Origin of the sequence: Bradyrhizobium sp. IC3195 (assembly GCF_020193585.1) — a bacterium.
Classification (GTDB): Bacteria; Pseudomonadota; Alphaproteobacteria; order Rhizobiales; family Xanthobacteraceae; genus Bradyrhizobium; species Bradyrhizobium yuanmingense.
Genome location: NZ_JADYVG010000047.1, coordinates 1 through 14,050, shown reverse-complemented (window position 1 = coordinate 14,050; position 14,050 = coordinate 1). Strand labels below are relative to the sequence as shown.

General features: G+C 59.3%; 9 protein-coding genes and 2 pseudogenes. 7 read left to right on the top strand and 4 right to left on the bottom strand.

The window, feature by feature from the left end:
• The 3 genes from I6F09_RS36765 to I6F09_RS36755 all read left to right on the top strand — a co-directional run.
• Positions 1-889 (top strand): PilZ domain-containing protein (locus I6F09_RS36765; protein ID WP_225143822.1); only part of this gene is annotated, 889 nt, incomplete at its 5' end.
• Positions 890-899: 10 nt separating this feature from the next.
• Entirely contained in the window at positions 900-2,012 is a 1,113-nt protein-coding gene (locus tag I6F09_RS36760; RefSeq protein WP_225143815.1) for a cache domain-containing protein, read from the top strand.
• 118 nt (positions 2,013-2,130) lie between these two features.
• Positions 2,131-3,165 (top strand): IS110 family transposase, encoded by a 1,035-nt coding sequence (locus I6F09_RS36755; protein WP_225143813.1) that lies wholly within the window; start codon positions 2,131-2,133, stop codon positions 3,163-3,165.
• Positions 3,166-3,547: 382 nt separating this feature from the next.
• On the opposite strand, the pseudogene I6F09_RS36750 reads toward I6F09_RS36755, so the two are convergent.
• A pseudogene (locus I6F09_RS36750) lies at positions 3,548-3,931 on the bottom strand (IS5 family transposase); the annotation flags it as partial.
• A 426-nt stretch (positions 3,932-4,357) separates the two neighbouring features.
• Positions 4,358-4,609: a hypothetical protein gene (locus I6F09_RS36740; protein WP_225143811.1), complete on the bottom strand. Its 252-nt coding sequence runs from the start codon at positions 4,607-4,609 to the stop codon at positions 4,358-4,360.
• A 705-nt stretch (positions 4,610-5,314) separates the two neighbouring features.
• Here I6F09_RS36740 and I6F09_RS36735 point away from each other — a divergent pair.
• The 4 genes from I6F09_RS36735 to I6F09_RS36715 all read left to right on the top strand — a co-directional run bounded on the left by I6F09_RS36735 (position 5,315) and on the right by I6F09_RS36715 (position 12,582).
• Positions 5,315-6,484, top strand: coding sequence for an efflux RND transporter periplasmic adaptor subunit (locus I6F09_RS36735; RefSeq protein ID WP_225143799.1), 1,170 nt, complete (start codon positions 5,315-5,317; stop codon positions 6,482-6,484).
• A 10-nt stretch (positions 6,485-6,494) separates the two neighbouring features.
• Complete coding sequence (locus I6F09_RS36730) at positions 6,495-9,605, top strand: multidrug efflux RND transporter permease subunit (protein ID WP_225143797.1); 3,111 nt, start codon at positions 6,495-6,497, stop codon at positions 9,603-9,605.
• A 722-nt stretch (positions 9,606-10,327) separates the two neighbouring features.
• Positions 10,328-11,926 carry an oleate hydratase gene (locus I6F09_RS36720; protein ID WP_225131487.1) on the top strand — a complete coding sequence of 533 codons (1,599 nt, stop codon included), beginning with the start codon at positions 10,328-10,330 and terminating at the stop codon, positions 11,924-11,926.
• Positions 11,927-12,264: 338 nt separating this feature from the next.
• Positions 12,265-12,582 (top strand): hypothetical protein, encoded by a 318-nt coding sequence (locus I6F09_RS36715; RefSeq protein ID WP_061877864.1) that lies wholly within the window; start codon positions 12,265-12,267, stop codon positions 12,580-12,582.
• Positions 12,583-12,801: 219 nt separating this feature from the next.
• On the opposite strand, the gene I6F09_RS36710 is transcribed toward I6F09_RS36715, so the two are convergent.
• On the bottom strand, positions 12,802-13,743 hold the full coding sequence (locus I6F09_RS36710; protein WP_225143795.1) for a transposase: 942 nt from the start codon (positions 13,741-13,743) through the stop codon (positions 12,802-12,804).
• A pseudogene (locus I6F09_RS36705) lies at positions 13,740-14,050 on the bottom strand (hypothetical protein); the annotation flags it as partial. The gene I6F09_RS36710 and the pseudogene I6F09_RS36705, both read right to left, overlap by 4 nt.

The window sequence follows — 14,050 nt, the reverse complement described above, 5'->3', positions numbered from 1 at the left end:
TGGTCTGATGCATCGAATCGGGATCCTCGATTCATTGCTCTACTGGCTCAGCACTTTTCCCTTCAGGCTTGCCAGCCTGATTTGCCCACTGTTGTACTGGTGGTTCGGCATCACCATCGTGAACGCGTCGCTGTTGGAAATTATCAGTTACTATGTACCCTATTACCTAATGGTTCTGGTGTCCCTAAACTGGCTTTCAAAAGGCTTGTTTGTCCCGCTTCTTAACGATACTGCTCACCTGATCGCGGCCTGGCCCATCAGCCAAGCAGCTGCTCTCGGGCTTCTCACCAGCGGATCGCATAAATTCTCGGTGACGGCCAAAGGCGGCGACCGCACCAAGGTTGTTGTTCAATGGGCGTTGATGCGACCGTTTGTACTCCTGCTCGCTCTGACGATCGGCGGCCTGATCGTGCCGTTGAACTCCGATTTTGTCTTCGATACGTCCGCAACAGCGGGTGACAGCACGGCTATCGTGATGTTCTGGACAGTTTACAACATTCTGGTGCTGTCCGTGGCAGTCGTGGTGTGCATTGAGCGACCGCGATACGATCGACCTCAGCGCCAGATTCCAGAACCCATCACGTTGGTGATCCAAGGTGAGAAGCATCGCGGATGGCTTCTCAATCTGGGCCGAGGGGGCGCTCGAATCAGCGGTCCATCCGGACTTCCCGCCGGAGCAGCAGGGAAGCTCGACCTGCCCGGGATTAGCGGAGTAGACGCGCATGTTGCTGCGACTACTCGTGACGGCTATCGAGTCAAGTTCTCTCCAACTCCCGAGCAAAGCGCGAAAATTATCAAGAAGCTTCACACTGAATCCGCCATGCCAGGGGCCGATCGAGGGAACATCTTGCAAATGATCCGCGAGTTGGCGCGAGCTCTAACGAGTTGAGGAGCGCGAGATGCCGAAAAGACCGAGCCTACTCTCCTTGGTGTTCTGTGGAGGCGCCTTGCTCATATTGGTGCCGGCCGTGGTGACCGCGACGATCTACACGGCCTTGCTACAGCAAGGGGGAGAGCAGCTGCAGTTCGACGCGTTAAGAATTCGCGGCGAAATGAGTTCCGCGCTGTTGGCCCGTCGGCTCTATGGAGTTTGGATGGATGTAGCTAGGTCCGCTGAGCTCATTGACCTAACAGATCTTAAGCATGCGCGAGAACACATCGACTTCTTGAGCCGCCTTGATCGACGCTACACTTGGCTCGGCGTCGCGGATCTCGAAGGGACCATTCTCGCGGCTAAAGACGGCATGCTCGAAGGAGTAAGCGTTGCACAGCGACCTTGGTTTAGACGGGGCCTTGTCTCGCCGGCGGCTATCGATGTGCATGCCGCTCAACTACTGGCCACCCAGTTGCCTGCATCTCGTGAGCCCTATCGCTTTATCGACCTGGCAGCGCCGTTGCGCCGCGCCGGCTCCGTTGCCGGGGTCATCGGCGCTCACCTTGACTGGAAATGGGTCGCAGAAGGCATGGACTCGTTACAAGTACCCGGCATTGACGTGCTGCTGCTTTCGGGGGATCGAACCGTCCTGTTTGGTCCGCCGGATCTTATCAACCAGCCGCTCAACATCGGCTCCGCGCTTGCGGCTAGTCGCGTCACGACTGGGTCTCTGCGCGAACGTTGGCCTGACGGCAGGGACTACTTCACAGTGATCGTTCCGACGGTCGGCTTCGCGAACCTTCCAAGCTTCGGTTGGTCTCTTCTGGTTCGGCAGAGTGCCGACGAGGCGCTTGCGTCCACCCGTAATCTAATCCGATCATTCTGGAGTAGTTTCGGTGCTTGTGCCATCGCCACACTAGCACTACTCTTTTGTGCGGCGCAGTGGCTGAGGACGCCTCTTCGCCGGCTCTCGAATACAGCGGAGGCCCTCTTGCACGATCCATCCGCGCGCCCGCCATATTCGGAGACACGCTTCAATGAAGCGGCGAGGCTCAGTGACGCGCTAGCTCGCATCCAGTCGAAGCTGATGGGGCACTCTGTTCGCAATTCGATCCAAGGACCGGGTGGGGACAACTAGATGCGGTAATGGGCCCGGCTCCGGAGCAAGGGGTCATGATGGTGGCTGTCCCCCGATAGATGATGAAACGGGGTCACGACTTGAGTCGGCCCCAAGCATCTGGAGACGGAGGACAGCCGTGGAGAATTATGCCGGAATCGACGTGTCATTGGAACTGTCGAGCGTGTGTGTTGTGGACGCCCAGGGTAAGATCCTGAAGGAAGCGAAGGTCGCAAGCGAACCCGACGCCTTAGTTGACTTTTTTGAGACGCTCGGCTTTGCAGTGAAGCGGATCGGGCTGGAGGCTGGGCCGCTGTCGCAATGGCTGCATGCGGGCCTGAAAGGTGCAGGATTTGAAACAGTTCTGCTGGAAACGCGGCACGTGAAGGCCGCATTATCTGCAATGACGGTCAAGACGGATCGGAAGGATGCCCGCGGGATCGCCCAGTTGATCCGGATGGGATGGTTTCGGCAGGTACACGCAAAGTCGGTTGATGCGCAAGAGATCCGGGCACTCCTGATCGCACGCAAACAGCTTCTCGGGCGGCTGATCGATGTAGAATTAAGTATCCGAGGGATTTTGCGCGGCTTCGGTCTGAAGGTTGGCCCGGTGACGCGAAGGAATTTTGAAGCGCGGATTCGAGAGTTGGTTGCAGGCCAGGCGACATTGGAGCGCATTGCTGGTGCGATGCTTTCGGCACGATCGGCCCTGAAGGCAGAATACGGAAGACTACACAAGGCTGTGCTGGCAATTGTGCGTGATGATGCAGTCTGCCGCCGGCTTATGACAGTACCAGGCGTTGGCCCCCTGGTGGCCATCACCTACAAATCGGAGCTTGATGATCGTCATCGCATTGTAAAGTCAAAGGCAGCAGGCGCGCTGTTCGGGCTCACGCCAAAGAAATATCAATCGGGAGAAAAGGACGTCACGGGCGGAATCACGCTGGCCGGCGATGAGACGGTGCGGACGGCCTTGTATGAAGCCGCCAACGTTCTGTTATCGCGCATCACGCGGTTCTCAAAACTCAAACGCTGGGGGATGGACGTCGCCAAGCGGAGAGGCTCGAAGCGCGCAAAGGTCGCCTTGGCACGCAAGCTCGCAGTGATCCTGCATCGGATCTGGGTCGATGGCACGACTTACCGATGGGCCGAAGCGGGCTCAATCGCAGCATAGAAGACGTGGAGGAGATCGAGAACGCAACCGGGATGAACTGAAGCCCGGTGCCCGAAGTCCCGTCGCCGGGACGGTGGATGCGGTGAAGCCGTTACACGCCCAGTGGCCGTCGTCCGACGAACCACGCGTATCTAGATAGGCTCACCGCTCCCTCTGACAGCATGATGTGGCGGCCAGGCGTCGACCACGAACAGAAGCATGAGCTCGGCGGCGTGGCGTTCACTCGGGAGGCTTGACATCATCGGGCCCATTACAGAAGGTGTGTACTCAAATTCGTCTAGCGGATCAGGGCGGACCATGATTCAAGCTACCGAACATCGGGGCTAGGATCATGCGCTACGACCTGACGGATTTCGAGTGGAGTGATCGAACCCCTTAGTCCGTCGAGCAGGGCCTCGGCGCACGTCACGTCGTGGGCCTCGCCGGGGGTGATCATGAGGCGGACCGGGCGGCCTTTCGCGTCGACGCGCGCGTGGATTTTGGTGGTGAGGCCGCCTCGGCTTCGGCCCACACAACGATCTCCACTCTTTTTTTCACCCCGGAAGCATGCTGATGGACCCGCACGACCGAACTGTCGATCATCTGCACCTTGCCATCGTGTGCCTTGACGACCGCATCCATCAGCCGGTCCCAGATGCCGGCTTTGAGCCAGCGGTTGAAGCCGATTGTAAGCGGTCGTATAAGGCCCGTATCGCTCGGGCAGATCGCGCCACGGAGCTCCCGCGCGCAGGACCCAGAAGATGCCGTTGAGAACGCGGCGGTTGTTTCGATGCGCGCGCCGTCGTCATCGCCGACAAAGGCTACGATGCCGATCGTGTTCGTGCCCACATCCGTGATCAAGGTGTGATCCCCAACATTCCCAACAGATCCAACCGGAAGAAGAGGTTCCGGTGGAAGAAGACCATCTATCGCGAGCGCAACCACGTTGAGCGCTTCTTCAACAAACTGAAGCAGTTTCGACGCAACGCCACCCGCTACGACAAGCTCGGCGCCCAGGACTTGCCGCCCGCTTGCTTCAGGCTCTGTAGACGCGTCTGGCGTCCGGCTCGGTTGCTATGATGGAACGTATGGCGTAATAGCCCATGAGGACGCATTCGCGTTGAAGCATGTTGAGCCGGCTGCCGATCAGGAACGCGCGTGAAACGCGTTTCCAGTCGCTAGCAACTTAGACGGCAGAAGTCGATCAGGCGCGTCACCAACCTGGTCGGTGCCTTTTGCTTCTTCTGAACGACCCAACCCGGCCGCCCGCCTTTAATGGCCCCGATCCTCGGCGGGCGGCGATCGCCGCAGCCCGACTGAATTGTCGGCGCTCGAACCAGCTGTTCTTCTTGCGGAAGGCGTTGCGGATCGAGATGGTCGAGCTGATCAACACGCCTTTGGTTTTCTGCTCGCCGCGACGTGCCTTCTTGCCGTCACCGGCATCGCCGGCCTTCTTCAACGCCACGAAGGCGGCGACAATCCCAATTAGGATCTTACAAGGAAGAGTTCTTAGCGGTGGTGGTGGTTTCCGCGCGGCAATCCGGATGGAAGCGGCGATCCTCTGCCGATGACAGCAGGCAATGCTTCTCGATCGTATTATCGACGCGCCATCGGCCGATGGTGGCAGGTAGGGTCGAAATCTCCATCCCGACACACGATCTTGCACTACGCTCTTGTGAGCTTCGCTCCTTACGCAGCCGTTCTCGCTCGTAGACGGGCCGGTAGAAAGCTGCTCTCCTTGTCAGAAGTTGGACAATCCGCCTGTCAGACCTAGCGAGATCAAGGTCATCGTTTCGTGCCAGATGAGTGTCTGCTTTGGCACGACACCTGCACGGCCGTCCGCATCACGTGCGTCACCGCATAAACTCTTGAGGAACGGACCATGGTAAACGCAGAGACGCGCACGGGCGGCCACATTCATCTAGGATCGCTGCGTTATACACAAAGGTGGAGGATCGCATGTGCATAGTCGAGCACCCTGATTTCACTGCTAACCTGGATACGGTGATTCCGCCCATCCTATCGAATTTTGAGGCACACAGAAGCTCCTCATTTACCCACCCGTCCGGGCGGAGCTCTTTTCACTCCATACAATTTGGCCAAGCACGGCATGAGCGCGGCAATAACGAACCAGTGTTCATTTCACCTGCATAGCTATGGATCCAGGATAATGGCGCGCGGCCTCGATAGGTTTGGCTTGTGGTTAGCTCTGCCGACGGCTCTGCTGGTCGCTGCATGCAGTGGCGAACAGTCCAGCGACACGCCCGCCGCACCACCAGAAGTAAGTCTGCCCTTCGTCACGGTGCTGACGGTGAAGCCGGAGGCAGTGACGCTCGCTGACGAACTGCCGGGACGCGTGGCTGCTTACCGAACCGCCGAGATTAGGCCCCAGGTCGGCGGGATCATTGAGAAGCGCCTGTTCGACGAAGGTTCGGAGGTCCAGGCCGGGCAAGGGCTTTTTCAGATCAACCCTGATCCATTTAAAGCGGAGGTCGACAGCGCGGCCGCAGTGCTTCAGCGAGCTGAATCCAGTCTGGTGCGCTTTGAAAGTAAGTTCGAGCGTGCAAGACAGCTGGTGACGAGCAATGCGATCAGCCGTGATGCATATGATGATGCGATCGCCAATCTTGCTCAGGCGAAGGCGAATGTTGCCGAGGCACGGGCGATGCTCCAGCGCCGCAGGCTCGATTTGGCTTTCACAACAGTAAGGGCCCCGATCTCTGGGCAGATCGGCCCGGCGCTTGTTACTGAGGGCGCACTTGTCTCGGCTAACGGAGCCAAGGCTCTCGCGATCGTCCAGCAGATCGACCGGGTCTACGTTGATATTCGCCGACCTGCTGTGCAGATCGACGCGATCCGCGAGTCTGTTCAATCTAGGCAGCTTGATTATCTGTCTAAGGTGCCCGTTGAGATTAGCGCCACGAGCGGAAAGCCTTATCCGGTCACCGGGCGCGCGCTGTTCGCGGACGTCAACGTCGATCCCGGCACGGGCAATATCACCGTGCGCGTCGAGATGCAGAATTTGGGGCGCTTCTTGCTTCCAGGAATGTATGTCCGCGCCCGCTTACCCCGCGTGGTGCGGCATAGCGCATTGCTAGTGCCGCAGGAAGCCGTCATCCGGGATTTGGCGGGCCGAGCGCAACTCATCATCGTCGACCACAACAAGCAAGCGGCCCGACGCCCCATCGATGTGGGTGAGGTTGTGGATGGCCGCTACATTGTTACTTCGGGGTTAAAAGCCGGCGACGTTGTCGTGGTGCAGGGGCAGGAGCGCGTGCGGGATGGGGCCACGGTGCACTCGCAGCCATTCAAGCACGCCGCCGTGCAAGCCGAGCATTGAGAGAAGAGCTATGCCTCAGTTCTTTATCGAGCGGCCCGTCTTCGCATGGGTAATCGCTATATTTGTCGTTCTCTTGGGGGGCTTGGCAATCCCGCAACTGCCTGTCTCTCGCGCTCCAAACATCGCGCCGCCGACAGTCAGCATCTATGCAATGCATACAGGAGCCACACCTCAGGCGATCAACGACAGCGTTCTCAGTCTGATTGAAAGAGAGCTGTCGAGCGTCAAGAACCTGCTCTATTTCGAATCAACCGCCGATACGTCGGGCGAGGCGAGCATCACCGCTACGTTTAAGCCCGGCACCGATCTCGAAATGGCGAAGGTGGATGTCCAGAATCGCTTGAAGAGTGTCGAAGCGCGTCTTCCTGAGCCGGTGCGCAGAATCGGCGTTACTGTGGAATCGGCTTCCACCGGGTTTATCATGATTGTGACGCTCAGTTGCAACAATGGCCAATGTGACGAACTCGCCCTTGGCGACTACCTGTTGCGAATCCTTGCTCCTGAAATAAAGCGTGTTGAAGGCGTCGGTCGCGTGCAGGCTTTTGGCTCGGAACGCGCAATGCGCATTTGGGTTGATCCAACCAAGCTCTTGTCTTATTCGCTATCATTAACTGATATCATAGCAGCAATTCGGGCTCAGAACGCGCAGATCGCGCCGGGACGCGTCGGTTCGGAACCAACCGTGCCCGGGCAGAAGGTGAGCATCCCACTCACAGTTCAAGGACAATTGCAAACGCCAGAAGAATTTGCGGCCATATTGCTCCGTTCAGAGCCGGACGGCTCAAAGCTCGTGCTGGCCGATGTCGCGCGCGTGGAGCTGGGTGCACAAACTTACACTTTTGCAATCCGCGAGAACGGCAAACCGGCGACGGCTGCCGGGATTCAATTGACGCCGGGCGCAAATGCGATCCGGACGACCGCCGCCGTCCAGGCCCGTCTCGCCGAGCTCGCGCCGGCCATGCCGAACGAAATGAGTTACGCCGTAGCTTTCGAGACCGCACCTTTCGTGAAGATCTCGATCAAGAATGTTCTTCAGACCCTATTCGAGGCGATGATCCTCGTTTTCCTCGTCATGTTGCTGTTTCTTCAGGATGTCCGATACACACTGGTCCCGGCCATCACCGTCCCGATCTCACTATTAGGCACCTTCGCGGTGATGTGGATGGCCGGCTTTTCGATCAACGTGTTCACGATGTTCGGTATGGTATTGGCAATCGGTATCATTGTCGATGACGCTATCGTTGTAGTCGAGAATGTAGAACGCATCATGGCCACGGAGGGGCTGACGTCCAAAGCTGCTACGCAGAAAGCCATGAACCAGATCACAGGTGCGGTCATCGGTATCACGCTCGCTCTGTCAGCAGTGTTCGTTCCGATGGGGCTCACGAGCGGGTCGGTCGGCGAGATCTATCGGCAGTTTACATTATCGATGACGGTCTCGATCCTCTTTTCAGCTGTTCTTGCCCTCACATTGACACCAGTACTATGCGCAACGCTACTTAGTCCAATCGAGGGCGGCCATCATGAAAAACGAGGCTTCTTCTGCTCGTTCAATCGTACCCTTTACCGGTTGACCAACGCCTATGTCGGATGGGTTGCTAAAATGGTCACGAGGACCGGCCGGATGATGGTGCTCTATGCCGTCATCGGCGTTGTTCTCGCGGCTGCGTATATGCGTTTGCCGACATCGTTTGTGCCCGAAGAGGATCAAGGTAGTTTTTTGACGACCTTCGTCCTGCCCGCCGACGCGACGGCAGGGCGCACCATCGAAACTGTGAATCGGTATGACCAACATGTGGGGTCACGCCCAGACATTGCGGGCAACCTCTCGCTAATCGGTTACGGATTTTCCGGCTCTGGGCCGAACACCGCGACCTCGTTCACGACACTCAAGGATTGGAGCGTACGGAGCGGGACGATCGACGACGAGATTGACAGCGCGACGGCAGCCATGGTCAGCGCACCGGAAGGGCTGATCATGAGTTTGAAGCCGCCTGCCATCGAATCACTAGGGACCACTTCCGAGTTTTCCTTGCGTTTAGAGGATAGAGCCAATCGCGGCGTTGCTGCATTGATGGCAGCACAAGCCCAGTTGTTGCAGCTTGCGGCTCAAAGCAAACTCGTGGGAAACGTCCATGTTGAAGGCCTGCCAAGCGCGCCGAACGTGAAGCTGCAGATCGATCGACAGAAGGTTGAAGCGCTGGGTGTATCGTTCATCGCGGTCAGTGATACCCTCACGGCTGCCATCGGGTCAACTTATGTCAATGATTTTCCGAATGCTGGACGCATGCAACAGGTGATCGTGCAAGCCGATGCTGCGACCCGAATGCAGGTTGACGACGTGCTTAGGTTGTATGTCAGCAACAATGCAGGCGCCATGGTGTCCCTGTCAGAGCTCGTCACGCCAATCTGGGAAACTAGCCCCCTCCAGTTCGTCCGTTATAACGGCTATCCGGCTGCACGCATTGCAGGCAGGCCTGCACGCGGGATATCCAGTGGCGACGCGATGCTGGAAATGGAAGGACTAGCGTCACAATTGCCGGCAGGTTTCGCGGTTGAATGGACTGGGCAGTCGCTGCAGGAAAAGCAATCCGCCTCGCAGGCTCCCTTCCTGCTTGCTCTCTCCATGCTGGTCATCTTTCTGGTGCTAGCTGCGCTTTACGAGAGTTGGTCAATACCGTTCTCGGTGATGCTTGTCGTACCGCTTGGAATCATCGGTTCTGTTCTTGCAGTCCATCTTCGTGGGCTCGAGAATGACGTCTTTTTCAAAATCGGTCTAATAACCATTGCCGGACTTTCAGCCAAGAACGCGATCCTCATCGTTGAGTTCGCCCAGCATCTTCGCATTCAGGGGCATTGCCCAATGAAGGCCGCCGTCGAAGCAGCCGGACGTCGATTGCGGCCGATTCTGATGACCTCGCTGGCCTTTGCACTCGGTGTGGTCCCGCTGATGCTTGCCCGTGGCGCCAGCGCCGAAACCCAGCGCGCGATCGGGACCGGCGTATTCGGTGGGATGATCTCAGCAACGGTCCTTGCTGTGTTCTTTGTGCCGGTCTTCTACGTCGTAGTCATGAGATATTTCGGGCGTGGCAAAGAACGCGCAGCCATGCGAGCCCACTAGCTACGCCTTCCAGCAGGCCCCGAAACCGCTTTCTAGATTGAGACACTCGTCTTATATAGCACTTTCGAGCAGAGCTATGCAGTAAAGTAGGTGATGACGGCTTGAGATGGGCAGCGTATCGAGGCGGATGCCGGATACCACAGAACCTCTCAAAAAGAGCGATACGCCATGACCGAGCGTCGCGGCCAACTCGTCGCGCAAGCTTCTAACGTCGTAGGCTCGATCAGTCGACGACGCGGGCTACGTGGGTGTTGCCACGAGTAATCAAGAAAGAAGCGGGGCGCCCAATATTGTCGATCAACGCTTGGATTTTGGTGGTTGTTCGCCGCGCGAGCGGCCGATCGCATTGTTGAAGGTCCTCCTTTTTGGGCCGGCCGCGGGGGCCATGGGCTTTGATTTAGCTGGAATCCACCGAGATCGAGCCGGACACGCCGCTTGATTCAGTCAGAGCGTAAAAACGTTCGTCCAATCCCCGCTCGGCTCCAGCGACTGACGCCGTTGTAGATCGTTGTGTAAGGACCGTAGACTTCCGGGCAATCACGCCAGCGCGAACCTGCTTCTAGCAAGTGGACACTGCAGTTGATCACGCATCGATCATCGACCCGATGCGCTCCCTTGCGCCCTCGCCGGCAACAACGGCTCAATCCGCCGCCATTCCGCGTGGCTGAGCCAGTCCTCACCGCGCTTGATCCAGCGCAACCTTGAATGCGTCCGGCCATGCTATGTCGCTTCAGAATGTCGAATTGCAATCGAGGCAAGTTATGAAGGCGTATTTCATCGGAGCTGGCATCGGATCGCTCGCGGGCGCGGCATTCCTCGTTCGCGACGCGCAGGTGTCGGGGCGCGATATCGTGATCTACGAGCCACAGCCGCTGGTCGGCGGCAGCCTCGACGGCGCGCTGCTTGCGAACCGCGCTTATTCGCTGCGCGGCGGGCGCATGCTCACCACCGATCACTACGAATGCACCTGGGACCTGCTGTCGAGCATTCCGTCGCTCGAACATCCCGGCCTCAGCGTGCGCGAGGAGACGATCGCGTTCAATCTGGAGAATCCGGCGCTTTCGCAGGCGCGGCTGGTCGACCGCAACCGCTTCAAGATCGATGTGACTCATATGGGCTTCTCGGCGCGCGACCGACTCGAGCTGCTGCGGCTCACCGAGGCCTCAGAGGAGACGCTCGGCAACAGCCGCATCACCGACTGGCTGTCGCCGAACTTCTTCGAGTCGAATTTCTGGTACATGTGGCAGACCACCTTCGCCTTCCAGCCCTGGCATAGCGCCCTCGAGCTGAAGCGCTATCTGCACCGCTTCATGAACGAGTTCCCGCGGATCGAGACCCTCGCCGGCGTCAAACGCACGGTCTACAATCAGTACGACGCGATCGTGCGGCCGCTTGCCGACTGGCTGAAGCAGCAGGGCGTGCAGTTCGTGCTCGGCACGGCTGTCATCGACATGATGCTCGAGGACGAGGGCGGGCGCATGCGCGTCCGCCAGCTCATGCTCGACCGCGACGGCCGCACCGCCAATGTGCGCCTCGAGGACGACGACCTCGTGTTCTTCCAGAACGGCTCAATGACGGACGCCTCGAGCCTCGGCACCATGACGGATCCGGCGCCGCACCTGACCAAGAAGGATAGCCAGGGCTGGGCGCTGTGGGAGAGGATCGCGAAGGGACGTCCCGAATTCGGCAATCCGTCCGCGTTCAACACCTCAATCCCCGAATCCTACTGGCTGTCGTTCACCGTTACCTGCAGAGATCCCCGCTTCTTCGACAAGATGGAGGCGTTCTCCGGCAACAGGGCCGGCACCGGCGGGCTCGTCACGTTCAGGGATTCGAACTGGCTGATGTCGGTGGTGCTGTATCATCAGCCGCATTTCGCTGGGCAGCCGAAGGACGTGCAGGTGTTCTGGGGCTATGCGCTGCACCCCGATCGCGTCGGCAATTTCGTGGCCAAACCAATGTCCGAGAGCGGCGGCGCCGACATCCTGAACGAGCTATGCGGGCACCTCAACTTCGATCGCGAAATGTTGGAGACCGCGACCTGCATTCCCTGCCGCATGCCCTACATCACCAGCATGTTCATGCCGCGCAATCTGGCCGACCGGCCGATGCCGGTGCCGAAGAATTCGGTCAACCTCGCCTTCGTCAGCCAGTTCGTCGAGATCCCCCATGACGTCGTCTTCACTGTCGAATATTCGGTGCGCGCGGCGCAGATGGCGGTCTATCAGTTGATGAAGGTCGATCGCCCGGTGCCGCCGGTGACCCGTTACGACAAGTCGCTCGCGGTGATCTTCGCGACGCTGAAGAAGGCTTTCGGGTGACGCATTCCCGGGACGGCGTCGCGATCGCGCGACTGCAAGCGGCAGTCTGACGTGAAAGACGGCGCCCCTGACGGGACGTTTTCGGCCCCGATGCGGCCGCCATGCGCTTCGACGATGGTATGCGCGATGGAGAGGCCTATGCCCATGCATAGGACGCCGTGACCTGCGTCGGTGATAGAGATAAGGGCGAGGTCGCCCTCGGCGAGACTCGTTCGCCGAGCAGGACCATGTCGCCACGCGAGTGTCTGCGGGCGGGCTCCGTGACCAGGCAAGGGTCACGCGCTGATCTACAGCGAGAGCCTCATCTCGCCCGTCCTGGGACCGGACTGGAGGCGGGCGTGGTGCTGGTGCAGGGGCTGATGAGAGCCGTTCTGCTGCGCGAGCGCCGGTTGCTCTTCGTGGACGAGGTCGAGGCGCGCCAGCGCATGTCGGAGCTCGCCCACATGAACCGCCGCGCGACCGCGGGAGAGATGTCCGTTTCACCCGCACACGAGCTGAACCAGCCGCTCGCCGACATTCTGATCAATACCGAGCCGGCCCAGCAGATATACAGAATCTGGCACCCGACCTCGGCGAGATCGGGGGCGCCCTTGACCACATCCGCCGTGACGGTCAGCGAACCGCTGAAGTCATCGGCCGGCTGCGGGCCTTCCTAAAGCGAGACACGACCTAACGGCGCGAGCGCGCCCCAATGCCCACGGTCTGCGAGGTGTTTCGATTCCTGTCCGTGCAGGCCCTGCTCAACGATGTCGAACTGCGCTCTGCTTAGAGCTAATACCATTCAAGCGCCCCCCGCTGAGAAGCTTCAATCACAGTCTAATCCCAGATGGAATCCTTTATTGAGTACAGACCTAGCACTACTTTGGCAGATTTATTCACGCCGCTGCTTTTCGCCGATTTGTCTTCTGCAGTGGGGGCATCGCTGAGGTCGCGGTTGAACGATGCGATCGACGATGGCTTGGCGTACGGCCGGCAGGCTCGGCTGAGGCGGTGGACCGTTGATTCTTTTTTTTCCGCCCCGCTTCTGCGAGACGGCAATGCTGGAGGAATGCGTAAGCGATCATGGTCATGAGCGCATGACGATGAAGGCCCTGCCAGGATCGTCCCTCGAAGTGATCAAGCCCGAGTTCCTCTTTCAACTGCTGATGGGCCTGTTCGCAAATCCATCGCGCCTTGATCGTGGCAGCTAACATGCGCAGAGTCGTCTTGGGCGTGGTACCAATCAGCACCAGCATGCATTCGCTGTGATCTTCCATGCGGGCCTGCAGGTACACGCCATCGGCCCAGATGTAGACATAGCGACGCGCCGACAGATCGCGTCTCTGCCAGCGTTCGTACTCGACCTGCCAATCGGCCTTCAGGCCGGCGATCACCGAAGGCGACAGGTTCGGCGCATCCTTGCCGAGCAGCGCCGAGAGCGCGTCCTGGAAGTCGCCGGTCGAGATGCCGCGCAAATAGAGGACCGGGATCAAGGCATCCAGGCTCTTCGTCCGCCGCGCCCATAGCGGCAGGATTGCCGAACTGAAGCGGAGGCGGTCGCCTGGCCCGCTCGCTCCGCGGTCGCGGACCTTGGGACGAGCGACCTCCACCGGACCGATGCCGGTCGCAATCTCGCGTACCGGACCGTGCCCATGTCGGACCAGGCGCGCTCGACCATCGGGCAGCGTCAGATTGGCCGTGCTGGCCAGAAACGCGCCAACCTCGATCTCGATCGCCCTAGCAAGCAGGTCCCGCGCGCCGGCTCGAACGATATCGGTCAGTGGATCATCAACCGCGGACGGCTGACGGAAAGCAAGAACATTGGTAGTCTCGGTCATGGCGTATCGCTCTCCTCAAGAGGTTCTGGCAGGCTCGTCACCCGCCTCGATACGCCGCCTTTCCTCACACCGTCATCACCCAGATTCCGCCATAGCTCCTTGATCCCGTGCTTCCTGGCCAGGCGGTTGAGCCCCTTGATCGCCGCGTGCAGCAGCTTGGCATCGGTCGGGAAGGTGATCGCCTTCGGCTGCACGGTGGTATGTGCGCCATGACGGCGCGAAGAAGGAGGTTGAGTATGTAGACCATCTTCCGAGCAGCCTTGCTGCGCAAGAGATGAGGGCAGGCCCCTCGGACTCGGATTGCAGG